The sequence below is a fragment of the Paenibacillus sp. sgz302191 genome (genome assembly GCF_057749925.1).
On record NZ_JBYLHY010000044.1, the window covers coordinates 17,597 to 44,577 of the forward strand.

The following is a 26,981-nucleotide window of genomic DNA, read 5'->3' on the forward strand; positions in this document are numbered from 1 at the left end:
ATTATTCCTTTTTCCTACATTTGCCTATCGCTTGATCGAATATTTTATTATATTTCTTAAAAACTGATATTCATTTGAATTTCTAAAAATAATAGAATTAATGACACAGGGAATAGCTATACATATCATTGATTTAACAATAAAGCCAATGATTTTGCTGCTTATATCAAAAAGGCTACAAATATAAATTGAAACAGCAACGTCCATTACCGTTATTAATAAGTATATAAAAATTAACTTTAAATATTTTACATAGCTTAGCTCAAAGAAACTTTTAAAAATATACTTGCTCCTTAAAAAAGAGCATACAATAATACCTATTGCCGTACCTGCAAAAATTCCTGTCATACCATAAAAATAACCCAATATTATGGAGCAAGAAACGCTCAACAGCGCTTCTATTACTGCATTTATCTTATCTTTTTCAAACAACCCTACTGCATTAATTATTTTCTTTAATGGGTCGAATAGCAAATTTAGCAGAAGATTCAACACAGCCAATTCTATTGAAAAATCAACTACTTTGTACTGATCCCCTAAGAAAAGGGAAATAAAATCACCCATGAGGGCATACAATCCGCAAGCTACTATAGAAACCACGAAAAAACATATAAATGTGCTTTTTTTAAATATTTCATAGGCTCTTTCCTTGCCATTGGTGACATAAAGATTTGCAAGGCTTGCCTTATATGAATCAACAAATTGTCCTGCAACACCGTTTGCTATGTTCAGTATTAGAAAGTAATTAGTATATAGACCAAGAGTAACCAATCCCCCAAAAACCTGTATTACCAACGAATCTTTATATGTTGCCAACCCTGCGCATATACTATAAATTGCAGTATTTTTTGTGTCTTTTATTATTTTTTGTTTTTGTTCTGGCAGTAAAGGTATTTTTCTGTTTTCTTTAAGAAAGGGATAAGCCCTGTCTACATAGTTAGAACGCAATATATTTCCTGCTATTTTGATAATTATGCCCGAACATATATATAAAACATAGTCCTTCGTCAATATTAATACAATAATGCGAACAATCAATATTACCGTATTTGTGCCAGCTTCAAACATGGTGGATACGTAATTTTTTTGGTCAGATATCAAAATAACAGATTTATATGAAAATAAATATGTTACTACACTTTCAAGTACAAATAATGCAAATACCAAACGCAAATATGACAAGCTTAGGGTTATTTCAATAATATCTCCAATGAAAAAGGTTAGAACAATGCCTGCTACTAGTGTAAATACCGCAAGAAAAATATATACTCGCCGCAAATGGTTCATTAAAGCTGATATTTGCACTTTATCATGCCTTGCAAGAGGTAAATATAAATTATAAGATACAGCCCACGTTAAGCCCAAGTCCGCAAGGGTCATAAGCCCCAAAATGCTTGTGATTGTTGTATTTAATCCCGTTAGCTCAAGACCTAAAGTTCGTATAAAAATTATACGGTTTAAAAAACCGAATATAACATAGGAAAACTGATATATTAAACCCGATATACTGTTTTTTAGTGTTGAATCAAGTCTCATATGGCAACTCACTCTTACATCAAATTAATTCTATTGCTTATGATAGTAAATCCCAAACCCCGAAACGCTATCATTATACACTAAATCATAACCAAAATGTGATAAATCTGTTTTAGAGACAATATATTCTATATCCATTCTTTTCGCATCTTCTGAATTTAAAATTATTTTAATTGAATCTGGTGCCATTAGCAATATATCTGTTTTGTCATTCGTCAACTCTACGCCAGTATGAGCATATCGGTTATATATGTTTTCATATGCCCCCTCTTTGTCTAATTGCTTCCATTTCTCATAATCAGGATATGAATTGATAGCGTTTATAGATCGTATTCCATTTGCTAAAAGATAGTTGCTGTAAGGAAATTCAGCATTAAAAGCCCATAGTTTATTTGGGTTTTCACTTTCTATTTTAACTATTTCTTTTGATAGTCCACTTGTAAAAAATGACCCTGTTCCTATACTTATTGGATTTATTGTCAAACCACTAACTACAACCATAGCGCATACTAAAAACATTGCTGTTTTCTTATAGCCTCTAGCAAAGGAGAAGGAAAATAATGCAAAATATGAAACTGTCATTCCAATTGGTACAATAGCGGCAACTCCAAGAAAATTGAGAAATCCTCCTCCGCTATATCTTAAAGTAAAAAATGCAACTATTAGAACCACAGCCAAAGAAACTAACACAGCCATTCTCTTATTAAGCCACTTTGACTTGGAAAATTCAGTAACAGCAATTATTGATAAATATATAGAAATAAGACCAATTATCATGGTTAGTCGGTTTGGTGTCACAAAGGAAAACAAGCTATATTTTAAAATAAAAGCAGGATATTCAATGAAAAGTAGAGATATTAAAAACAGTTCATAACCATACAAGACCTTATAAAATAACCTGCCAGTTCTATATATTATAACAGGAAATACAATTAGTATAACAGGCAGAAATGGTATGAACCCTGCTACTTCACAGTTGTTGGCAATGTTGCTTGATTTTATAGGCAATAGCCATTGCATGAAATAATAATAAATGTATTCGGGATTATATCCCCCACCCGACCACGCTCTAGACGCTGGATATACCGTTTGTGAAATAAGCAATAAACCATCTTTGGATATTACAAAAAATCTATATGCTACAAGCATAACTGACAGAAGCAAGACTATAAAAATAATTAAATCATTCTTATTAAACTTTATTAAATCCCTTTTGGAACTAAGCTCATATGCAACAATCATCAAAAAGAGATAAGAAAGAGGAACCTGTAATGGGGGATACATAGCCAGTAAAAAGCCTGCACCACCTATAAGCAATAGTAAAGCAGCAAGAATTTTTTTATTTAAATTGGTTGGATTGTTTATGTATAAAATAAACGAAGCAATACAAACCTGGAAATATATTATTATATCAACTAGTCCTTGCCCAAACCACCACTGCATAGCAGGATTTAAGGCAATTAATAAAGCAAAAAGCATTGATAGCCTTTTCCTGCCGCCAGAGAAAAAGTTGCAAACCTCATAAGATGACAAAATGAGCGCAAAGAGTTTCAAAAAATAATGCCAGCTCATACCTATTGTCTTGCCAAAAAATAAATAGCCCAACATAAACGGTTTAGAGATCATTGTTATATCCCAAACCGGAAGCCCCATTACAACTGCATTTGCTCCCTGTGTCATTATATCCTTGTTATAGAGGGGAAATCCGTTATCAATCTGGCTAAATATTGCTGGTAGGGCTATGCCCCACACATCGCTCGTTATATCACGCCACATGCCAAATATTATATTTATGCCGTTTTCGGTATTTACAAATCGATCCCATATACTAAAGGAAAAGCCATTCAATGAAAAGATTAAAGTAAATATAAACAAAGCACAGGAAACTAAATATCTTTGCTCTATGAGCAAATTAATATAATCTCCATTTGTACAGATTTTATTAAAATAACGGTATAATCCATACAATAAAAAAACAAAGCAACATATTATAATACTGCTTTTTAGTGTGGTAGTCATGGATATTGACGTCGCAGGGTTATATCTTCCGAATATAACCCTGGAAACGACAATATTAAAGAAAAACAGCATATTCATGCCCAATAGCAACCAAATAAACCAATATTTTTTAATGTTCGCAAATATTTTTTCCAATGCAAACACACTCAACTTCCTATTATTCATTCTTTTATTTTAGTTGCTAACGCATTAATATATGTGGCTGTTTTTATGTCATAATATGTCTCCAAAGTAAAGATTATCCCATTTTTCCCAATAATAACCATTAAAACATTTACTCCCTGCTCAACATCTTTTTAAAGGATGTTACTTAATTCAAGAGATAATATGGTATCTTGTATTTCAGAATTTTAGTTTTCGGCGTATGTTATTCTGCATTATTAGAGCCATAAATCTTTCCGTAAATTTTACCATGTATTTTTTTATTAACATTACCGTATATATCCCCAAATACATTTCCGTATATTTCTTCGTTTACATTTCCGTATATATCTCCATGTATATCTACATATACAGGATACTCAACATCACCATAATAATTTGAATATACGTCTGGATAAGCATTTTCCATAGGGGATTTGCCCTTTTTAGAAACATCTTTTTTCTTTTCTTCAGAGAACCAACGGTAGTATTCATCCTTCATTATTTTAACTGCTTCATATTTTGGAACTACCTTATATAACGCCATTGCTCTATTTTCTCTGTATGTGTTGAATTCTCTTGGAAATTCTTTTATGAGCGTAATAGAATAGTCACTGTTCTCAAAAATTATATTATCGAAGAAATTTCTCATACTGGCACTGGAATATTTATCGGAGTAATCAAAATAGAGTAGATTTTGGTTCTCCTCCATATATTCTTTAAGCTTATGATATGTATTAAGCACAGGTCGAATGTTATTATAAAGGGTAAATCCATTTTCATATTCACCTAATACATAGTTATTTCCTGCAAGCTTACCCAGTTCAATCATTGTGTCGCGTTCCGAAAATGTTGGATTAATAATTACATATTTAGCAATGAAGCTAATATTCAGAATGACACAGGTCAAAACGGCTATTACAATACTTTTTTTTCTTAAAGTTATTATTGAATTCTTATACAGATCATATAGCATCAAACACAGACAAACAGTAAATGGTGCAAAACCTAATATGAATAAAAGTAATTTATCTAGAGAGTCATAATCTAGCCTCGAAATATCATTTGTAAACATAATTCGATAAGTAAAGAGAATGAATACTGTCAGAATAATGAATACTAAATATAATCCAACTATCAGTTTTATTAAATATGGTTTTTTCGAAAGTACATTAAATTGTTTAGAGTTATTAAAACTCTCACAGATACTATTAATATTTGTGAAAATAATTTTTCTGCACAAATAAGAAATTATAGCCATAAATATAAAGTATGGATAGAGAAGAATTAGTTTTCTAGTAATATAGTCTTCTGAAATTATTGTTTGCAATAAAAAGCCTAAAATAGCCGTAAGTAGAAAAAGAAGCACTGTATCTTTCTTTTTAATAAAGGTAATAATTGAGACTGGCAGGAATAGCAAAAATGTATATATAACGATTAAATTATATAGAATTGGATTAGCGCTAAAAAACCTAATTATAATTTTAATTATAGCTTTAATCGATATGACTGATGAATAGCCAGCAGATGATGAAAAATCAAATACTGCATTAAACATATTGAACAAAGCAGATGTTTTCCAAACTGTAAAATAATATAGCTCACATATTCCATACATGAGCAAAGAGCCTAGAATAAAGAATAGAAGGGCTTTAATAAATTTCATTTTTTCTTTATTAATCAACAAATAGAGTATAACTAGTCCGCAAGGCAAATAAAGAAATACATTGGTTATATATACCAAGAAAACCGAAAACGTTACAAAAAAGCCCATCAAAAAAAATCTCAATCTATAACTATTATCAAGTTTTAGATATAAATAAAATACCAGTTGTGTAAAGATCATTCTAACAATTGAGGGTTCCACAGTTCGGCTAGCAATAAAAAAGACAAAATTTGAAACCAGCAACAATAAAGTTGCACACATTATGAATGTTTTGTTTAAATCATTGTCGCCATATTTTTTAATTATTTCTCTAACAATCAAAAAGAAAAGCAAAAGGTTTATGATACCAAATACTACGTATGGAATACGTAAACCATAATAGTTATCCCCAAGTATAGTCAAGCCAACATAATCAAAAGCATTTCCTAATAAATTCGTTCTGACATGCGGAGGAGTATAAAAATCATATTCAAAATCCCCCCCCGTGGGGTTTACCGTGTTGTAATTAATTTTATTTAATGCCATCATGGCATAACTGCCCTCGTCAATTGGCTGATAGGATGTTAATCCCCATGGGGGTAAATCTCTATCTATATGAACAAATCTCAGTACCAATAAGGCAGTTATAAGTGCTATTGTAATTATAATTAGTTTTTTAGCATTTGGTGACTTCGTTTGCACAGGTGCCTCCAAAAAAATTAGTGTTTTAATTGTTCAAATTTCTATAAGCTCATCTTCAGCAAAGTCTCTTTTTGCTGGCACGCCAAGAACATTAAACCATTCCATTGGGCTTAATCCGTTGCCTGGGCGTTTGGTTGTTAAATTTTCTTCACTTAATATTTCACCTTTAATTATTGGTCTTGCAGCAACAATGCTTTTTCTTGCGATTTCAATATTTTTGCGTTCTGAAGAGGAGATAGTTTTTTTCCCATCTCCCATTGCTCTTTCAATATTTCTGATAGACTTAACCATTTGCAATAATTCATCAGGCTCCAAACTTGCCAAATGATCAGGTCCTTCCATATTTTTATCTAGAGTAAAGTGTTTTTCAATCATGGATGCTCCCATTGCAACTGCAGCCAAAGGTACATCTATGCCAACTGTGTGGTCTGAATATCCAACCTCAGTATTAAAAATATTTTTTAATGTTAGCATGGCCTTTAAATTAACATCTTCAAGCGGTGTTGGATATTCCGTATTACAATGAAGTATGGTTATTGGCTGTGAATTAAATTTTTTAATAATGTGTAATGTCTTTTCAATATCCTCAATATTACACATACCTGTTGACATTATTATTGGGTGATTCAATTTTGCAATCTTAACAACGTATGGCAGATTTGTAATCTCTCCAGAAGGTATTTTCCACAGGTTTATATCTAAATCTCTAAGAACATCAATACTTTCCAAATCAAAAGGAGTTGATAAAAACATTATATTATGATCTTTGCAATATTCTTTGAGACAGGCAAAATCTGATGGGCTTAGTTCTAACTTTTCAAGCATATCAAGTTGACTATCTGATTCAGTTGACATATTTTTCACTTGATATTCCGCTTTTTTTGCAAATTTAGAAACTAATTTCTTCGAAACGAAGGTTTGAAACTTAATAGCATCTACCCCGGCTTCTGCTGCTTTTTCAATCATTTTTTTAGCTATTTCCATACTGCCATTGTGATTAATGCCAGCCTCAGCTATTATAAAGACCTGCTTTTCCATATTCCAACCTCCTTGCAAGGGTTTCCGTATGCTTTAACATTGTCCGGAATATTTTTTACAACGTTACTGGCTGCGCCTATTAAACAACCGTTGCCTATACTAGTATTCTGAATAACAGTGGAATTTATTCCAATATAACTAAACTCACCAATACTAACGCTTCCAGCTATGGCCACAGACGGTGATACGACTGAAAACTTGCCTATTGTAGAATCGTGATCAATAACAGCCCCTGTATTGATAATAGCCATTTCGTCTATGGTACAACCTATTGATACAACGGCTCCTTTTCCTACAAATGTTCCCTCTTTTATATTAGAAAAATTAGAAACTACTGCGCTTTTATCTATAATTACAGGGAAAGTGAAGCCTATTTCTTTAGCACGACTATATAGCTTTTCTCTTATGCTAAAGTTACCAACAGTGCCAACTGTTATAAAAGCGGTTCTAATACCGCTGTCATATAAGCTTTGCAAATCATCGTCAGTGTGGTTTATTTCATAGCCGTAAATATTAGTACCAACTTTAGAGATATGGTCTACTATAGAAAACACTTCAAAATCAGTGTTTTTGCTCAGAGTGTCAAGAACTGACCTGCAATGATCACCGCCACCAATTAATATAATTTTCTCCATTATTCAATCCCTAATGCTTTAAGCATTTCCTGCATTTCGCTAAACTGACCCATATCAAGCCAAGCATTTTCAGAAATAGGATAAACCCCCACATTTTTGCCTTGTTCAATATAGTTTGAGGCAATGTCTGGCAAATCTATAAACTCATTTTCTTTTAAGTCTTGTATAACTTCTGGTTCGATTATATAAAATCCTGTGTTGGTGAGATAAGAGTAAGATGGTTTTTCCAATAAGCTTTGAATTTTTCCAGCATTGTCCAAATTAATAACACCATAGGGTATTGTAAAGTTTTTGAAAGCACAAACAAAGGTTATTAAATTTTTCTGTTGCTTATGAAATTCATAGACACTGCCATAATCAGCATCAATCATTATATCGCAATTTGAAAGAAAAAAAGTTGTTTTAATTTTATTTTTTAAAAGGAAAAGGCCTCCGCCTGTTCCCAGAAAAGTGGTTTCATCAAAAAAATTTAAATTATAGTCCTTTTCAAGGTCACCAAAATAAGCCTTAATCATACTTCCCTTATAATTAAGTATAAACGAAAAAGAGTTGCAGCCATAACGCTTAAAATTATTGATTATTCGTTCTGAGATGGTGTATTCGCCGATAGGTATTAAAGGCTTAGGAAGAATTTGAGTATATGGATAAAGTCTAGTACCTTTACCACCAGCCATAATAACAACCGGAATGTCAGCTAAGGTTTTTTCTGTAGTAACACGATTTTTTTCATCATTCCAAAATAGAACATCTATAAACTTATTGTCTTTATCAGTAATTGGATAAGCTACCAGTTTTTCGGTTTTAGATACTTTGTTGGCTTCGTGTATATCCTTGAAAACCTTAGGATTTTTATTCATAACCAGTTCAATTGGAGCGTCCAAATCTCCATTACGCAATATATATTTACGCATATCCCCATCTGAAAAAATACCAAGCAAAGTTAGATTTGAATCGGTAATAAAAATAATTTTTTTACCTTTTTCATCTATTTTTTTTATAGCATCTCTAACAGTCGTGCCTGGTAATATTGTATATTGTTTAACTTCCATAATAAAGCCTCCTAAGATTTTTGCCAATTTAAAATAGGATTTCTTATAATTGTAGCTTGTGTATAAAGGTTGAGACTGTTTTTACATCATCTTTTGTAAGTCCCGAACTACAAGGAATATTAAGTATGCGTCTGCCAAAAAAAATGGCTTTTTCTAAATTATAAGTGATATTATTAACATAAGGTTTTTGCTCATGAATCAATCCCCAAACAGGTCTAGTCTGTATTTTGTTTTTATCAAGTTCTTTTAAAGCCATATCTCTTACATCACTGTTCTCAAAACAAACGCTATACATCCAATAGTTTGAACGAATCCCCTCACTCATAGGAATCATAGTAATATCAGGTATATCACCTAATAATTCTTTGTACAATTTATAGTTTTCTGTTTTGGTAGCTATAAATGATTCCAAACGCTCTAATTGTGCAACGCCCATAGCGGCTTGAACATTGGTCATGCGGTAGTTATATCCAACTGCATCATGTATAAAATATAACTCATCATTTTTTGCTTGAGTGGAAAGGTATTTGATTTTTTGAAGTATTTCTGCATTTTGACTAACAACCATTCCACCGCCACCGGTTGTTATAATTTTGTTTCCATTAAAGGAATATACGCCAAGATGACCCATGGTACCAGCCATGCGTCCTTTAAATGGACCCTCTGAATATTTAGTTCCCAATGCTTCTGTTGCGTCTTCAAGCACTTTAAAATGGAACTCTTCTGCTATTTTTAAAATTCCAGGCATATCAGCCATATTTCCAAAGACATGAACGACAACTATGGCTGGAATTCTACGCTCGGTATCTTTATGAAATAATGTGCCATCCTTAACATAGCAACATTCTTCACAGAAAGAACGCAATTTATTGGGATCAATGCAAAGTGAATCATCACAGTCCATAAAGACAGGGTCTGCCCCTATGTAGCGAATGGGATTTACTGCAGCAATAAAAGTCAGAGTTGGAACCATTATCAAATCACCCGTCACAACGCCTAAGGCAATTAATGATAAGTGAAGGCCAGCAGTGCCGCTTTGACAAGCCACAGCATTAGGCGTATTTACATAAGAAGTAATTCCCTGCTCAAATCGTTCAACATAAGAACCCACCGAAGATACCCAGCCGGTTGATACAGCGTCTAAAACATATTCTTGTTCCTTTTCTCCCATGTTGGGAACTGATAGAGGAATGAATGCCATGGTTGAATCTTCCTTTCCGAAATATATCCTGCTATGAATTGAACGAGCTGAAATCAAGACATTTATACCGCATTTCATCGTTAAATTCTAAGTTTTCTAAAACTTCTACGATTTTGCTGCTTGTTGTACCGTTGCCGTATAGTATTTGCATACTTTCCATTTTCGCTCTAAATTTTTTGTCCTGTAACGCTGTGTTTATTCCCTGAACTATTTGATCTGTGCTATAATCAACATCAATTATATTGGCATGTCTAAGCCTTCCTTTTTGCCTGTCCCCAATATTAACAACGGGAAGTTTGAAACAAGGTGCTTCTATAATACCGCTAGAAGAATTGCCAATCATTACACTTGCATATTTGCAAACGTCCATATATAGTCTACCCAAGCTTTGGAAGAAATAACAATTGTCATTTTTACTTACATAGTCTTTTATTAGTCCATTGACTATATTTCCACCAAAATCAGCATTAGCACCTGTAAATATAAATGTACCTTTAAACTGTCCCAGTGCGTCCAATAAATTATTAACTTGTTCTTCTACATTTGAATCCGTCAGAGTAACAGGATGATATGTTACCAAAAACAAAGGCTCTTCTATTTGCACATTCAATTCTTTTTCTAGCTGTTCCTTTGATATAAAATTATAGTTGCGTATATTTTCCATTACAGGTGCTCCAACGTTAAACACCCTAAAGGCTTGTTCGCCCATTTTAAGTATATTGTTTTTGTATTCTTCTGTTGTTGCAAAATGAACATGGGACATTTTTGTAATTGCATGACGTATTTGTTCGTCTATTGCTCCCTCTGTTGCTTCTCCACCATGCATATGAGCAATAGGTATATTCATGGACATAGCACAAGTGGCGAAAACCAAAGCTTCATATCTATCTCCTAGTATTAGAATCATATCCGGGTTAAGACTATCGAAACACATAGATAATTGTATCATTAGAAGCCCCATACTTTTGGATATTGAGCTTTTACTTTTTGAATCTATAAGCATATCTATTTCACAATCGATTTTGATATTATCATTTTTTATTACATCAATTGTATATCCGTGATTTGCGCTTAGGTGACTGCCAGTTACAATAAGTTGGAGTTGCAATTTATGACTTTTTTCAATTGATTTTATTGTGTGATAAAGCAATCCATATTCCGCACGAGTCCCAGTTAATACACATATCTTCTTCATATATATCAATGTGCTCCTTTTAAATTAAAGTAGCTGAATTATACATTTAAACAAAACATTAGTAAATGTGTAACTTGTGTTTATAATACGTCGAAATCATGAACCCATCTACTTCCATTTGAGGAAAATTGAACTGAATTTCGAACGCCAGTGATTCTAATCTAACAAGCACGTAATCCACACAGAAGAACTGTAAAAATCAGGGCAATTCCCAGTGTCTAATGAGCATGGCGATGTATTTGGTTGACCTTTAATGTTGTCCCGTTCAAAAATGGATGCCAGATTGCTCGGTAGCAGGTTCTCATACAAATCCTGTCAATTTGCTACCTTCCTTCATTGCATAATTGGGGACTACTGGTTAGCACCAATATGGAGATATAAAAAGAACTTCTGTTTAAGCTGTTCTTCTAAAATGCGATACGATAAAAGTATATCGTAATAGTATCCTAATTATGAAATGAAAAAGAACTGTACCGTTCTTTTTTATCAACTTAACTATCAATTTCACGTACATCACTTTTCTTTTTTGCTTTTATGTTGGCAAGCATTTTCCTTACAAATTTTCTTGATGGAACTTCAAAAACATTGTATGAATACACCGAAATGATCAGTATAGCAACAATAATGATTGTAGACCTCGAAGTAAGCAGTAGAACATTTTTCCTGTTCCTGACAATGGATAAGGTACGGCCGACTTCTGAATTATGATAATGTGAAGGATATATATATATAATAACTCGCATCACCTAATGTTACCAGCATAGGCTTCGATAGCAGTTTTGTCAGCCAGTTTTCATACCTCGCACAGCAGAATATTAGTATCGCCAAACTTGGTGTAAAACTTATGGCGGCAATAACACTTGCAACTTTCGGAAATGAAGAGAGGCTTCCAAACAGCAACAATGTAATATTTGCGAGTGCTATCAGAATCAGGATTTTCGAAACGTTGCGCTCCTGTTGCATTACTGGACCCTCCGACATTTTCATGTACAGATGCGCTAGGCTACACCCTATGACAAACTCAAATATTCTCGAATATGGCGATGTATAAAAAACCAATCTGCAAACATCACTCCATGATTTGCGTTCGGGTTTTCTATGATCCCCAGTATGTTTTTGCCAAACCCATTGATGAACTCCATGTTCAGCCTGCCCCATGCAAACAGTAGCGTTGTTGCTAAAAATGATGAAATTGCAACACTCCACCTTGACTACAGGGATGAAGATCTCATCAGCAAAAAACAAATCAGTGGATAGCATAGATAAAAGAAAACTCTGTACTGATCGACCAGGCAACATGGGTATTTTCAAAGGGAAATGCTATCGGATGGTTGCCTATAAACAAATAAAACCAGCTTTGTGTCATTGTCAGAAAGTAGGGGATTGCCTTATGGTTTTTTAGCTCGTTCCGCGGCATTCCTGTTATAGTAGAAAATTTCCGGAAGCCAGATCATAGAAAAGAGCTAGAACAAAAAGAGGATAAATTCTTGCAATCCGTGCCCCCAAAAAGTTATATGTACCGCCCTCGGACGTAATGATCTTGCTGTTGTAATTGTAATGGATGATGAACCCACTCAGGATAAAAAACAGCGACATCCCGAGCAGTGCCAGCCCATGAAAGAAACTCATAAACGGTACGCTTTTGTCAATCTTGAATATTACGGGTTCTAAATAGTTAATTACAATAGCGAATGCGGCAAAAAAATACAAGCCAGTTAGCGAATCAAACTGTTTCATAAAATCCTCACATGTAAAATAATCCTACACACAAGAACTTTATCATATTATAGAGGATTACACAATGTTACTGGGAGTCGTTGTTACGGCGAAATCACGAACCCATCTACTTTCATTTGAAGTCAAATTGAATTTTTTAAAAAATCCGGTTATTCAAGCCATCACTGGCTTACATCCTGTCAATTATCTGAGAAAATGTCACCTTAACTTGTTCATGAAAATGTCTTTCTGCGCAGTCCAAGACCCCATTTTAGGGGATTGGACTGCTTTGGCTTTTATATTATTCTGAGAGTGTTCCGTGTTCCAAGCCCTCCAAGGAAGGCTTGCCGCGGGTTTGCGTGACTGCGCAGAACTCGCCTTTTTTATTTCCTTTATGCGTTGCACCTTTTCGGTTTCTTTAAGCTCAAAGGCTTGACCTTGATGCCAGAGAATGAGGTTACCTTCTAAGTTTCACGAACCTCTACAGTCGTTTTAGTGCTGAACGGAAAAGAAGCTGGCTTGGCTAACGTATAGAGCTTTCCGCCGTAAGAGAGCGTATTTCCTGTGCCTAACTTTCGGTGCTCGCGAATGGTAAAGATATAGCTTAGTTTGATGCTCGGATCCAGTTTCACATAGGCGGATTCAGCTTCTGTGGCCTTCACTGCAAACTGGCGGTTATGCTTCTGAATGAGCCGCGGAAGGGCTTGGTTTGTCTCTTCAATCGCGGTTACACCCAACAACCTCAATTCAATGACCAGACGATCCTGAAGGGTTACCCAGAGTCGTTCTACGCGGCCTTTCGCTTGAGGAGTTACGGTCTTGATGTGTTCAATGTGACGTTCAGCCATCGCTTTACCGAAGTTAGAGAGAGGCTTAGTTTCCCCGGCAAGCTCTTGCTCTAGCGATAATTTTTCGTTCGGTGAACGGAAGATGGTATGTCGGTCACTATATAAGCCTAAAGGAACCCCATACTTGATGATTCCTTGTTGCATACAAGCGAATAGCCTTCTCGACATTCTGTCTGACAGAAGATAGCCCCTACGACAGTGCCTGTGGCATCATCAATGGCTGCATGCAAAGCGAAGGCAGAAGCATGATCTTCAAGCCACGCATACGGCGTAGCATCGATCTGTCAGAGCATGCCTGCTTGAGGTTTACGTTTGCGCGGCTGATGAGCCTTGTTACGCCGCCGTTGCTTAGCTTGCTTCATGCCACGCTCCAATTGAATCCGCCGAACACTCGGACTGCTGAGTGTAATAGATTCATGTTCTTCGAATGGTTCGGCTAAATGACAACTATTACTGCAGTGATACTTGTTTGTGTACGATTGGGCCACACGTTCCTTTAGGTTATCCTCCAAAGCATGAACGGGCTTTCTGCCTCTGTTCTGATGAACAATTCCCGCCGCTCCCCTTCCAGGTACTTTTTCTTCAAGCGTATAACTTGGCGGGGAGTTATCCCCAACACCGCTGCCCCTCCACATTTGTCAATTGTCTATCTAAGATTTTTTCCACAACGAGTACTTTCTTCATCTCTGTGTTAGTCAATGTGATTATCTCCCGTCCCATAGTGACATTATCTCAGAACAGTTATAGGGTGACACTATCACAGAACAACGACATCAGAAGAGTGTATACATTGACTTTTACAGTGTCAAACTATTATAATTCCTTAGTAAAATGAAGCAAAATAGAAAGGTGAAATCTATGAATGCTAAAAATATATTAGTAACAGGTGCAGATGGGTTTATTGGCTCACATTTGGTAGAGTTGTTGGTTAAACACGGATATAATGTCAGAGCCCTTGCAATTTATAATTCCGCTAATGATTGGGGATGGCTTGAGGACGTTGATTGCAAAAAAGACATTGAAATTGTCAGCGGTGATGTAAGGGATTCTTTTCTCTGCGACAACATAACAAGAGGAATTGACACCGTATTCAATTTGGCGGCTTTGATCGCTATACCATATTCATATGTAGCACCTGCCAGCTACATAGATACTAATGTTAATGGGTGTTTGAACATTTGCCAAGCGGCATTGAAAAATAACGTAAGCAAGGTTATACAAATGTCCACTAGTGAGGTATACGGTACAGCAAAATATGTTCCCATAGACGAAACTCACCCCCTTCAACCACAATCTCCATATAGTGCTAGTAAAATTGGGGCGGATGCTTTGGCTATGAGCTATTACAATTCATTTGAACTGCCAGTTACAATTGCAAGACCATTTAATACCTACGGACCAAGACAATCTGCAAGAGCCTTTATCCCTACAATCATATCTCAATTATTGAATGGCACAAAGGAGATAAAGTTAGGAGATCCAACACCAACAAGAGATTTGAATTTTGTTTTGGATACTTGCAAGGGGCTAATCCTTCTCTCTGAAAACGACAAGTGTGTTGGACAAACTATAAATATAGGTTCAAATACAGAATATAGCGTAGGACAGGTTTTTGAAATTGTAAAAGAAATAATGAACATAGATGCATGTTATGTAGAAGATAAATCGAGAATCAGACCTACTGGCAGTGAAGTAATGAGATTGGTCTGCGACAATACTATGATTAAAGAACTGACAGGGTTTACCTCAGAATATAGCATAAGACAAGGATTAGAAGAAGTAATAAAATGGATGTCTCTTCCAAACAACCTTAAAAAGTATAAGCCAGATATTTATAACATTTAACAGATTAGAGGGGGCTGTCATGAAAACTGTTATTCTTGCCGGAGGATTTGGCACCAGAATAAGTGAGGAATCACATCTTAAACCAAAACCATTGATTGAAATTGGTGATTTGCCAATATTATGGCATATTATGAAGTACTACTCCCACTATGGATTCCATGAATTTGTCATTTGCTGCGGTTATAAAGCTTATGCAATCAAGGAATTTTTTGCGGACTATTATCTTCACAATTCGGATATTACCTTTGATTTTTCAAACGACAACAAAATGACTATTCATAACAATTTTGCAGAACCATGGAAGGTAACACTTATTGACACAGGGCTTAACACCATGACAGGCGGAAGAATAAAGAGAGTAAAAGAGTACGTAGGAAATGAGCCTTTTATGCTTACATATGGTGATGGGGTCAGTGATATAGATATCCCTGCTCTACTAAGTTTCCATAGATCACATGGAAAGATTGCGACCATATCTGCCATACAACCAGGAGGCAGATTTGGAGTTTTAAATATTGACAAAGATCATACAATTACAAGCTTTAAAGAGAAGTCCGTAGAAGACGGTGGTTGGGTTAATGGTGGCTTTATGGTCTTGCAACCCGAAGTTTTTGACTATATTGAGGGCGATGATACCATTTTTGAAAGACAACCACTTGAACAGATAGCAGAAAGCAATAACCTTGCAGCCTACAAACATAAGGGGTTTTGGCAATGCATGGATACACTAAGAGATAAAAACACACTGGAAGAGCTATGGCGAGAAGACAACGCACCTTGGAAAGTATGGTGACAATGATGGATTTATCATTTTATAAAGATAGAACTGTTTTAATAACAGGCCACACAGGTTTTAAGGGTTCGTGGCTTTGCAAAGTGTTATCAGATGTTGGTGCCAAGGTTATAGGTTATGGACTTGAGCCAATTACAAACCCAAGTTTATATCATGCATGTAAAATCGACACCATTGTTAAATCGTATATTGAGGATATAAGAAATCTTAAGAAACTTATGGAGGTTTTTGAAAAAGAACAGCCAGAGATTGTTATTCACATGGCGGCACAGCCTCTAGTTAGAGAGAGCTATAAAGACCCTGTCTATACTTATGAAACAAATATTATGGGTACAGTAAATGTATTGGATTGCATTCGCCTTACAAACAGTGTCAAGTCAGTTTTAAATGTAACCACCGATAAAGTATATTATAATAACGAGTGGGAATGGGGCTATCGTGAACACGACAGTCTAGATGGGTTTGAGCCTTATGCCAACAGCAAATCTTGCTCAGAATTAGTTACTAATAGCTATAAACGTTCTTTCTTTCGCGAGAGAAAATTGCCCGTATCTACGGCTAGAGCTGGCAATGTTATCGGTGGGGGGGACTTTTCGGTTGATAGAATCATTCCTGACTGTGTAAGATCTGCACAAGACAAAAAGGACATTTTTGTTAGAAATCCTAATTCAGTCCGCCCATATGAACACGTTTTAGAGCCATTGAGCGTCTATCTTGAAATTATAAAAAAGCAGTATGAAAATTTTGATTTTCAAGGTTCTTATAATGTGGGACCAAACGATAGCGACTGTATTACCACAGGCAGACTTGCAGACCTTTTCTGTAAAAACTGGGGAGATGGAATAACATGGCATACAGGTCAAAATGAAGGTCCACATGAATCAAATTTCTTGAAACTTGATTGTTCAAAGATAAAAAGGGCTCTAAATTGGGAACCACGTTGGGATATAGAAAAAGCGGTTGAAAAGACCGTAGAATGGTCAAAAGTATTTGTTGCAAACGGTGATGTTATAAAATGTATGGAAGAGCAGATATCGGAATTTTGGAATCCTCTGAGGGGAAATGGATAATCATTTGAAAATATATGACAACATACAGACAAGAACTTCTTTTTAGAATCAGGTACGTCTCACACCCAAAAATTTAAACACATTTACTAAGATGCCTTATTAGGGAAGATGTCCGATTTAATTTCTGCTTGCAGTATTTGTAGAAGATAGGAGTAAGAAATGACTAGAATCAGCATAATTGTCCCCTGCTATAACGAAGAGGGTAACGTGTACAACATGTATATGGCTATTAAAAAAACCATGCAGGAGTTACCCGATTATTCCTATGAGAACATTTTTATAGACAACTGTTCAAAAGATAATACCCGCGAAATATTAAAAAACATTGCAAAAGAAGATAAGAATGTTAAAGTTATATTTAACACTAGGAATTTCGGACCTGGTCGTTCTGGAAGCCATGCTTTCTTTGCTGGAACAGGCAGCTGCAATATATGTCTTGCCTGTGATTTTCAGGACCCGCCAGAATTGATACCTGAGTTCCTAAAGCTCTGGAAACAAGGCTATAAAGTTGTTTGGGGAAAAAAGCATAAAAGTGAGGAAAGTAAATTAAAATTTGCTTTCAGGTCTCTGTATTATAAGTTAATTAAAAGCTTTTCAGACGCTCCTCAATATGACCACGTCACCGGATTTGGTTTATACGATAAAGAAGTAGTCGATTTAATGAGAAGTGCAGAAGAACCTTCTCCAAATTTCAGAAACCTGATTGCTGACTTTGGATATGAAATTGGATTTTTTGAATATGTTCAACCTCTGCGCAAAGCAGGAAAATCCAGCTATAATTTAATTAGATATTTTGATACTGCCATAACTTCGTTTGTCAATACATCAAAAGCACCTCTAAGATTCGCTGTAACCATGGGTTTCTTGACTTCTGGCTTATGTTTTTTAGTGGGACTATTTTATTTTATACTAAAAATTATTTTCTGGAACAGTTTTGATATTGGAACAGCCCCTATCGTCATCGGGCTCTTCTTTTTAGGCTCTATTCAACTGCTTTTTGTTGGCATTATTGGAGAATATATTTATGAAATTCTACAAAGAGTAACCAAAAGACCTTTAGTAGTTGAAAAAGAACGAATTAATTTTGATACGGTGGCCGAAGATGGAAGAAACGAGTAACGAACAACTAACGGATTATATTATTAAGTATTTTCCATTTACTAAGCATATTTTCACAAAATTCCCTTGGATAATGCAGTTTTTAAATTTCTCTATTGTTGGCCTTATCAATATGATACTGTCATATTTAATATACGCTTTTTTAATTTATCTTAATGTTCATCATCAGGTAGCAAATTTAACCTCTTTTGGGCTAAGTGTATTAAATGGATACCTGCTGAACTGTTTTTGGGTTTTTAAAAACCAGGCAAAGTCAAAAGCTCCTGGACGAGCTATAAAATATGTTAGTGTATATACTTTAAATTTGTTTTTAGGTATAGTTCTTTTATATCTATATATTGATATACTACATTTGAATAAGTATATTGCACCATTTATATCTTTGCCATTCACAATCCCTTTGAACTATTGTCTGAATAAACTGTGGGTGTTTAAGAAACGTAAAATGAAGGAGGGATAATGGCTACATGATTACGTCACTTACAAAAGCGGAACTTAAAAATTATATATCTTCTCAACTTAATCTTTATTTTCCTGACAAATATAAGTTTGAAGGTCAAGATGTAGACTCGGCAATTGATCTTGCACTTGAACGTACAGAGTATTGTTTTAAACATATTACTTTAAGAGGCTTTTCCCAAGATGGACAAGCTTATTTTTCACATCTTCATTCTGATCAATATAGTCAGTTTTTGTTTTTTTTATCCAATAGTTTATGGAAAATATCTGAAAATAGGCCTTTGTGTGATAAATTAATCTTTTTAAATAAAACTTTAAACGGATTGTTTTACTCGTACAAATCAGGACTGCCAGATATTTTTTTGTTTGGACATCCTGTGGGTACCATTATCGGTAATGCGTCATATTCAAATTTTTTAGTAATTTTCCAGAATGTAACAATTAATACAGATGAAGATGGAAATGGAAACCCAGCACCTTGTTTGGGTAAAGGTTTATTTTTGGGAGCTGGAGCTAAAATAATCGGGAACAAACCTATTGGGGCTAGAGTTTCAATTGGAGTTGATGCTTTAGTACACAATACGGCAATAGAATCAGATAGTGTTGTCATTAGGGATAGCACAGGAAATGTTAGAATTTCAAAACGCAAAAAAGACCAATGTATGGCACAGAGATATTTTTCAGTTGAAATCAAATAGATTATATAAGAGTTTCATGCATACGTCCCTTAAATAGTGAATTTGACGGAAGTCAAGATTATGACCTTGTTTTATATACCACTAAACACGCAAAGCTAATTCTGCACATGGAAAAGATGATGATATAGATTTGTTCGCAATCATGCTTTATGATAGACTAAGTCAATAATAAAATTCGAGGTTTTCATGAAAAAAATACTTATCACTGGCAGAACTGGTTTCATTGGTAGAAATATTTATCCCATATTAACTGAAAAATTTGATGTTTGGGCCCCTTCTAGGCAGGAACTAAACCTATTAGACTCAAATTCAGTTTATGAATATTTAAAAAGTGGCAAGTTTGATGTCATTCTTCATCTGGCAAACCCTAACCCAGTAAAAAATTCAGAAAATGATGCAGAGTCTAATATGCTAAAAGATAGCTTAACCGGATTTTTAAATTTATCAAGATGCCAAGATCTTTATGGGAAAATGATTTACTCTGGCTCAGGTGCCGAATTTGATAAAACTCTGGATATTTCGTCTATAAAGGAAACTGAGTTTGGCAGAAGTATTCCAAAAGATATATACGGTTTTGGTAAGTATATAATGAATGAGATAGCATTAAAGTCCCAGAACATAGTTAATATGCGAATTTTTGCTTGCTACGGCCCCACAGATCATTACTCCAAGTTTATAACTCATTGCATAAACTGTTGTGATAATAATGAGCCTATAACGATTAGACAAGACTGCTATTTCGATTATATGCACGTTTTCGACGTTGCAAAAATTGCAGAGTTTCTAATTGAATCACCACTTAAATATCATGATTATAACTCTTGCTCAGGTACACGCTATACTCTCTTTCAAATAGCGGAGGAAGTGCGCAGGCAAACAAACAGCTCACTTGAAATTACTCTTTTGAGCGATGGATTTAACAAGGAGTACACAGGCTCAAATGATAGGTTGAAGACTGAGTACGGAAAAGATCTAGATCTAATTTCTTTAGTAAAAGGAATACAAATGCAAATAGAATGGCAAAGGAGTCATAGAAATGAGAAGAGTCGCTGATATAATAATGGATATACTTGTTGAAAATGGTATAACAGATAGCTTTGCAGTTGTAGGTGGTGGTGCAATGCATTTAAATAATGCCTTAGCACTTAACGACAAAATAAACAAGTACTTTAATCACCATGAGCAAGCTTGCTCCATGGCTGCAGATGCATATGCAAGAATCAGCGGTAAAATGCCTTTGGTTTGCGTGACAAGCGGCCCTGGCGGAACAAACGCCATTACCGGAGTACTGGGTGCATGGCAAGACAGCCTTCCTATGCTTGTAATCTCAGGTCAAGTTCGATATGCAACAACAGTAGAAGCCATCGGTCTTAATAATCTTCGTTATAGAGGTATTCAGGAATTTGACATAATTAACTCAGTTAAAAACATGACCAAGTATACTGTGATGATTAAAGACCCCCTTGCTGTTAAGCGTGAGGTGCAAAAAGCAATCAATATTGCAATGAGCGGTAGACGCGGCCCTGTATGGGTAGACATTCCGCTTGATGTACAAAGTGCAAAAGTAAATGAAGACGAGCTTTATCCTGTAGAGGATAATAATTACATAGAACTTCCATATGCAAGTAAGGACGTTTTAGACAAAATGTGGAGTCTAATCAAAGATGCAAAAAGACCTTGTTTGTTGCCAGGCAATGGTGTTGTAAACAGTGGAAACACCGCGCAGTTTCGCGAGTTTGCAAAAAAGACAGGAATTCCAGTTATTGCATCATGTATTGCCGCAGATGTAATGTTTTATGATGACCCCTTGTTTTTTGGAATGTCAGGTTCTATAGGCCCAAGGCCTGGTAATTTTATACTTCAAAATGCAGATGTTATCGTATCTTTGGGTTCTCCTCTTGGTTACAAGGTAACAGGATTTGCACCAGAATATTTTGCGCCTAGTGCCAAGATTATTATGATTGACATCGAAGAAGATGAAATGAAAAAGCTTAGTTTTAATATAGAACATTTTGTTCATACAGATTTATCACTGTTCTTCCAAGAAGTACTACCAACCACAGAACATATTTCTGTTTCAAAAGAATGGCTGGATTATTGTAAAATGTTAAAAAACAGATTTTCTCCCTTTGAACCAGCTAAGTCAGTTTCTGATGAAGAAAGAGTTACTTCATACAAATTTTGGGAAGTATATGCAGAATACGAACCTGAAGACAGTATATCTATTTTGGGAGCTAATACGGCCAATTCTGCAAAACTTCAAATCGGCGTAAAAAAAGAGAAACAGCGTATAGTTGCTAGCAATAATTGCGGCTCAATGGGTGCGGACTTGCCAGAAACAATTGGCGCTGCTGTTGCATCAGGTCATACGGTAATCTGTCTAACTGGAGACGGCAATATCATGATGAATCTACAAGAGCTACAAACTATTGCACATTATGATCTGCCAGCTAAAATAGTTGTTTTTAATAATGAAGGGTACGGCGCCATTAGACAAACCTCAAAGAATTTCTTTAATGGAGTATACATTGGTTGCACTGAGGATTCTGGACTAAGTTTTCCTCCATTTGAAAAAGTGGCTGAAACTTTTTCATTTCCATATAAAAAATGTGAAACCAACGGTCAAATAGCCGAGTCTTTGAAATGGTTATTTGAACAAAAGGGCCGCGCTTTCTTGGAGGTTCTTCAAAAATTTGATGATCCGGTTTCTCCAAAGGTCATGTCTCGTATGAATGAAGATGGCACATTTTCAACACCAGCATTGCATGATATGTGGCCATTTTTAGATAAAGAAGAATTAGATAGTCTTATGTTTTAACTTTTATTTTTGAAAGAGTGATGAATCATGAAAGTTTTGGTTATTGGATTAGGTTCAATGGGAAAAAGACGAACTAGATTGTTAATGAAAGCATTTACTGACATAGAAGTATATGGTGTTGATTTTTCAGAAAAAAGACGTGAAGAAGCTCTTAGCATTGGAATTTTAAAATCATACCCATCAGTTGATGAGGCTTTTTTAGATGTAAGGCTTGATGCTTGCTTTGTTTGTACTTCTCCAACTTCACACCATAAAATAATCAGCACATGTCTTGATTTGGGTCTACACGTCTTTACAGAGCTGAATCTCATAAGTGACCAATACGAGGAATTAGTCAAAAAGGCTAGCGAGCGCAATCTCACCTTGTTTTTATCATCAACATTGCTATACAGAAAAGACCTTGAATATGTAATAAATGCAACAAAAAATAAAAAGGTAAATTATATTTATCATTCGGGGCAGTACCTTCCCGATTGGCATCCATGGGAAAATTATAAGGATTTCTTCGTAAACGATATAAGAAGCAATGCTTGCCGGGAAATTTTTGCAATCGACCTTCCATGGATACTGAGTGCCATGGGACAGGTTGAGAATTTTACAGTTTCCAAAGGGAAAATCAGTGAACTTGAAGTTAATTATAATGATTACTATTTTGTTACCTTTGAGCACACATCTGGTTCAACTGGTTCTGTATGTGTTGATGTTGTATCACGTAAGCCTACTCGTAGACTCGTCGTTTTTTCCGAGGATTTATATATAGTTTGGGAAGGAACACCAAACTCCCTACAAATTCTGAATCTAGATACAAAGCAATTTGAACAAATTCAAACTTATGAAGAAATTCAAAAAGACCAGAGATACAGCAATAACATAATAGAAAATGCCTATACGGATGAAATTTTAACATTCTTTGGTGTTATCGAAGGCAAAGATGTTGCTAGATATAGTTTTATTGATGACTTATACACTTTAAAATTAATCGATCACATTGAGGGGAATCAGTAATGAAGGTTTGCTTTGTTGGGACAGGCTCTATAGGTAAAAGACATATAGACAATCTGACCACTGTATGTGCCAATAGAGGTATTCCGTTAAATATAACAGCATTGCGCCATTCAAAAGGTAGACCTATTGATAATAATATCAATATAGCTTATAGCATAGACGAATTAACTCCCCCCTATGATATTATATTTATAGCAAACCCAACCAGTCTACACTTTCAAACAATAGCAGAGCTTAGCGCCTTTTCTAAATGTTTCTTTATTGAGAAGCCGCTATTTGAAAGCAGCAGCAAAGCTTTAGAAGAACTAAATTTATCAACTGACAGCATCTATTATATAGCTTGTCCCCTTAGGTATACTAAAATTTTTGGGGCGGTAAAAGACTTTGTCTCAAAAAACACTGTATATTCTGCACGTAGCATTTGTTCGTCTTATCTACCTAATTGGCGTCCGGATGCTGATTACAGACAAGTTTACAGCGCTTTTAAAAAGCAAGGTGGCGGTGTTTGCATTGATATAATACATGAATGGGACTACCTAGTTGATTTGTTTGGCTTTCCACTAAAAGTTTTTAACGTATTCGGTAACTACTCTAATCTTGAAATAGACAGTGAAGACCTAGCCGTTTATATTGGCAAATATAAAGACAAGATTATCGAACTTCATTTAGATTATTTTGGAAAAGAAACCCAACGTTATGTAGAAATTTTTTCAGAGAGAGCCACTGTTAAGTTTGATTTTGCAAAGGGTAACATCATAGAGAATAACAATATTATTGCTAAATATGAAGAATTACCAAATGATAAATATATCAATGAGATGAATTATTTTATTGATATATATCTAGGCAAAAAAACCAATAACAATCCAATAGCTCATGCATTGGCTGTTCTAAAAATAGCCGAAACACCCGAACTTTAAAATTTATTGATTTGAGTTGATTTTATGAAAAAACATGCAGTAGAAATCACATAGATTATATAAGGGGTTTCATGTATCCATGCGTATTTTCCCCAAATTTAAAACCGCATTTCAAAAATATGGAATGAAGTATGTATTTCGCAAAGTTATTCTAAAAATAAATGAAACCATATTTTATCCTCTATGGATAAAAAAACATGAGCCCAATGCAAATACATTAGAAAAGCAAAAAACTTGCCAATTTGCATACAAGCCCCTTATAAGTATAGTCTGCCCTTTATACAACACACCTGAAAAGTTTCTGATTGAAATGATACAGTCTGTTCTGGCACAGACCTATATAAATTTTGAATTATGCCTTGCAGATGCAAGCAGTGATGATTTTGATTTAGAAAAGACTGTTAAGTCGTTCGAGAACAAATCAATAAAATACATTAAACTTGATAAAAATTATGGCATAGCTGAAAATACCAATCATGCCATATCTATAGCAAAGGGAGATTTCATCTCTTTTTTAGACCATGATGATTTATTGGCTCCTTTTGCACTGTTTGAAGTGGTTAAGGGCATTAATGAGAATAGAGATGCTGATTTTATATATTCTGACGAAGATATGATTGAAAACAGAAAAAGAAAATCACCTTTTTTTAAGCCTGACTATTCCCCATATTACTTATTTTGTCTAAATTATATTTGCCATTTTGTAACTATAAAAAGAGAATTACTAAAAAAAACTGGAGGATTAAGAAGTGAGTTTGACGGAAGTCAGGATTATGATCTTGTTTTAAACGCTACTAAACAGGCAAATCTTGTACTGCACATAAGAAAAATATTGTATCATTGGAGAGTTCATTCAAACTCTGTGGCGCAAACCATGGACAACAAGGACTATGCGCAAAAATCGGCTATACGTACATTATCAAGCTACTTTAATTCATTTGAGCCTACGCGCACAGTCAGCATTATTGAATATTCACAAAAAGGCAGATACAGGCCCATATTTAGCTTGTGTATTAAAAAAGTTTCAATAATCATTTACAATGAAAATTCAACAGAGCTTAAATACTGCTTAAATTCTATAAATATGGATTCATATAAAAACCATGAAATTATTATTGTAGGAAAGCCCTTTTATGCTGAAAATTTGAGATACATCTCTACTGATCATTTAGATATATTTGAAAGTTTTAATATTGCTGTCTCAGCAGCAACTGGGGAGTATTTATTATTCCTACATTCAAGCGTCAGGTGTGTTGACAGTTCATACATTTCAGAATTATTGGGCTATTGCCAATTAGATAACGTAGGTGCAGTAGGATCGAAAATTCTTAACACCACAGGAAAAAAAGTGGAAAGCCAAGGAATATATTTTACCACACCAACCACAATAAAACATGGAATGAAAGATGAACAGGCAAATTATCCAGGATACTATGGCAAAGGGTTTTTGTTGCATAATGTAAACGCCCTTTCATACTTGGGAATGATGACAAGCAAAAAAAACTTTGAAAATGTAAATTGCTTTGATGTTGAGACGTTCAAAACATCGTTTTCTGATGTTGATTATTGTCTAAAGCTTTTTAACAGTGAAAAACAAATTATTGTTAATCCTAATGGGAAGTTGATTTGCTCTCATGCAGATCACATCCTTAGGATAGATGATAAAGATTTGAGTGCTTTAAGGAGCAAGCATCTTAATTTAAAAGATTATCCAAAATATGATATTGCGGAGTATTTTAGGTGACTTATGTATCACTTGACAAATTTCTTATAAGCTAATTTCATGCAATTGTATGTCAGAGTTACAAGATTGAAATGAACTTTAGCTTTTTGTCCTTTCCGAAACCGTACATTGTTTAGCTGAAAGAACTCTTTCAAATAAGCATTGACTCGTTCGACCGCGTACCTCTTCTTCGCAATATCTTTCCATGACTGCGATCCACGTGCTGGGGCCGTATATTTGCGAAGATCTGTTGTCAACTTTAACTTGTAAACTCTTTGACATAGTGTATCCTGAGCCAACGGACAACGTTTACATTCCTTCAAACGAACGAACTTGCTTGTTGATCGGTTCGTAATCGTAAACTGCGTCCATTGTGGTATACTTGATCGCATAACCCTTAAGCTGCGATCCCGTCGAAAAGATTTCCCGAAGAAAGCAGTGAGCCAAGATTATATTGACTCTGGGATCCAACCGCCAAATGACCTTTGTATCCATACCAAAACATGTTTTTCCTTCGCTACTTTTCTTCACTCCCCATTGTAGGGCAAGTGGAATCTCCCCTCTTAAGGTAGCGTAAGATTCATTTTGGGTTCTGGCTTATCCAGTTTTGCCGGCGCTTGGTCTCGATCTTCGATATGTGTACCGTCAATCGCAACAGTATCTTCTGTAACAAAGCCCTCATTCAGGGCTTGCTGAAAAGTTTGTTCCTGAATGGATTCAAGAACATCACTTTGACTTATTTTCTGAATGAGTCTAGAATATGAAGCTGCAGAAGGGATCTTCTCAGCTAGGGAAAAAAACAATCC

General features: G+C 35.0%; 20 protein-coding genes and 2 pseudogenes. 11 read left to right on the forward strand and 11 right to left on the reverse strand.

From position 1 onward, the window contains the following. Positions 1-24 precede the first annotated feature (24 nt). From AC3G2T_RS35450 to AC3G2T_RS35495, 10 genes and pseudogenes are all read right to left on the reverse strand, one after another. Positions 25-1,536, reverse strand: coding sequence for a lipopolysaccharide biosynthesis protein (locus AC3G2T_RS35450; protein ID WP_474680667.1), 1,512 nt, complete (start codon positions 1,534-1,536; stop codon positions 25-27). 30 nt (positions 1,537-1,566) lie between these two features. Beyond that, on the reverse strand, positions 1,567-3,699 hold the full coding sequence (locus AC3G2T_RS35455; RefSeq protein ID WP_474680668.1) for a DUF7657 domain-containing protein: 2,133 nt from the start codon (positions 3,697-3,699) through the stop codon (positions 1,567-1,569). Positions 3,700-3,922: 223 nt separating this feature from the next. After that, positions 3,923-6,043, reverse strand: coding sequence for an ArnT family glycosyltransferase (locus AC3G2T_RS35460; RefSeq protein WP_488438421.1), 2,121 nt, complete (start codon positions 6,041-6,043; stop codon positions 3,923-3,925). A 33-nt stretch (positions 6,044-6,076) separates the two neighbouring features. Further along, positions 6,077-7,081: an N-acetylneuraminate synthase gene (gene neuB / locus AC3G2T_RS35465; protein ID WP_474680670.1), complete on the reverse strand. Its 1,005-nt coding sequence runs from the start codon at positions 7,079-7,081 to the stop codon at positions 6,077-6,079. Next, positions 7,060-7,716 (reverse strand): acetyltransferase, encoded by a 657-nt coding sequence (locus tag AC3G2T_RS35470; RefSeq protein WP_474680671.1) that lies wholly within the window; start codon positions 7,714-7,716, stop codon positions 7,060-7,062. Before AC3G2T_RS35470 ends, neuB begins: the two co-directional genes overlap by 22 nt. Then, positions 7,716-8,765 (reverse strand): sugar phosphate nucleotidyltransferase, encoded by a 1,050-nt coding sequence (locus AC3G2T_RS35475; RefSeq protein WP_474680672.1) that lies wholly within the window; start codon positions 8,763-8,765, stop codon positions 7,716-7,718. Before AC3G2T_RS35475 ends, AC3G2T_RS35470 begins: the two co-directional genes overlap by 1 nt. A 43-nt stretch (positions 8,766-8,808) precedes the next feature. Then, positions 8,809-9,966, reverse strand: a complete 1,158-nt coding sequence (locus AC3G2T_RS35480) for a LegC family aminotransferase (RefSeq protein ID WP_474680673.1) — start codon at positions 9,964-9,966, stop codon at positions 8,809-8,811. Positions 9,967-9,997: 31 nt separating this feature from the next. Next, positions 9,998-11,161: a UDP-N-acetylglucosamine 2-epimerase gene (neuC, locus tag AC3G2T_RS35485; RefSeq protein WP_474680674.1), complete on the reverse strand. Its 1,164-nt coding sequence runs from the start codon at positions 11,159-11,161 to the stop codon at positions 9,998-10,000. Positions 11,162-12,583: 1,422 nt separating this feature from the next. After that, positions 12,584-12,898: a hypothetical protein gene (locus AC3G2T_RS35490; protein WP_488438422.1), complete on the reverse strand. Its 315-nt coding sequence runs from the start codon at positions 12,896-12,898 to the stop codon at positions 12,584-12,586. 198 nt (positions 12,899-13,096) lie between these two features. Further along, positions 13,097-14,424: pseudogene (locus tag AC3G2T_RS35495) on the reverse strand (ISNCY family transposase). A 159-nt stretch (positions 14,425-14,583) separates the two neighbouring features. On the opposite strand from AC3G2T_RS35495, the gene AC3G2T_RS35500 reads away from it, so the two are divergent. The 11 genes from AC3G2T_RS35500 (at position 14,584) to AC3G2T_RS35550 (ending at position 26,196) form a co-directional block, all read left to right on the forward strand. Beyond that, a complete protein-coding gene (locus tag AC3G2T_RS35500) occupies positions 14,584-15,570 on the forward strand; it encodes an SDR family NAD(P)-dependent oxidoreductase (protein ID WP_474680676.1) in 987 nt (328 codons plus the stop codon). Between the two features lie 19 nt (positions 15,571-15,589). Continuing rightward, positions 15,590-16,363, forward strand: a complete 774-nt coding sequence (gene rfbF, locus AC3G2T_RS35505) for a glucose-1-phosphate cytidylyltransferase (RefSeq protein WP_474680677.1) — start codon at positions 15,590-15,592, stop codon at positions 16,361-16,363. After that, the gene (rfbG, locus tag AC3G2T_RS35510; protein WP_474680709.1) at positions 16,357-17,433 is read left to right on the forward strand and encodes a CDP-glucose 4,6-dehydratase; all 1,077 of its coding nucleotides are present in this window, start codon (positions 16,357-16,359) and stop codon (positions 17,431-17,433) included. The genes rfbF and rfbG overlap by 7 nt, the downstream gene beginning before the upstream one ends. A gap of 159 nt (positions 17,434-17,592) precedes the next feature. After that, positions 17,593-18,552, forward strand: a complete 960-nt coding sequence (locus AC3G2T_RS35515; RefSeq protein ID WP_474680678.1) for a glycosyltransferase family 2 protein — start codon at positions 17,593-17,595, stop codon at positions 18,550-18,552. 73 nt (positions 18,553-18,625) lie between these two features. Further along, positions 18,626-19,012: a GtrA family protein gene (locus tag AC3G2T_RS35520; RefSeq protein ID WP_474680710.1), complete on the forward strand. Its 387-nt coding sequence runs from the start codon at positions 18,626-18,628 to the stop codon at positions 19,010-19,012. A gap of 7 nt (positions 19,013-19,019) precedes the next feature. Continuing rightward, complete coding sequence (locus AC3G2T_RS35525) at positions 19,020-19,709, forward strand: LbetaH domain-containing protein (RefSeq protein ID WP_474680679.1); 690 nt, start codon at positions 19,020-19,022, stop codon at positions 19,707-19,709. 186 nt (positions 19,710-19,895) lie between these two features. Then, entirely contained in the window at positions 19,896-20,762 is an 867-nt protein-coding gene (locus AC3G2T_RS35530; protein WP_488438423.1) for an NAD-dependent epimerase/dehydratase family protein, read from the forward strand. Further along, positions 20,746-22,527: a thiamine pyrophosphate-binding protein gene (locus tag AC3G2T_RS35535; protein WP_474680681.1), complete on the forward strand. Its 1,782-nt coding sequence runs from the start codon at positions 20,746-20,748 to the stop codon at positions 22,525-22,527. Before AC3G2T_RS35530 ends, AC3G2T_RS35535 begins: the two co-directional genes overlap by 17 nt. 27 nt (positions 22,528-22,554) lie before the next feature. Next, entirely contained in the window at positions 22,555-23,532 is a 978-nt protein-coding gene (locus AC3G2T_RS35540) for a Gfo/Idh/MocA family protein (RefSeq protein ID WP_474680682.1), read from the forward strand. Then, positions 23,532-24,452: a Gfo/Idh/MocA family protein gene (locus AC3G2T_RS35545; RefSeq protein ID WP_474680683.1), complete on the forward strand. Its 921-nt coding sequence runs from the start codon at positions 23,532-23,534 to the stop codon at positions 24,450-24,452. The genes AC3G2T_RS35540 and AC3G2T_RS35545 overlap by 1 nt, the downstream gene beginning before the upstream one ends. A gap of 79 nt (positions 24,453-24,531) precedes the next feature. Continuing rightward, complete coding sequence (locus tag AC3G2T_RS35550; RefSeq protein ID WP_474680684.1) at positions 24,532-26,196, forward strand: glycosyltransferase family 2 protein; 1,665 nt, start codon at positions 24,532-24,534, stop codon at positions 26,194-26,196. An 8-nt stretch (positions 26,197-26,204) separates the two neighbouring features. Here AC3G2T_RS35550 and AC3G2T_RS35555 read toward each other — a convergent pair. Next, positions 26,205-26,954: pseudogene (locus AC3G2T_RS35555) on the reverse strand (transposase); the annotation flags it as partial. Between the last annotated feature and the right edge of the window lie 27 nt (positions 26,955-26,981).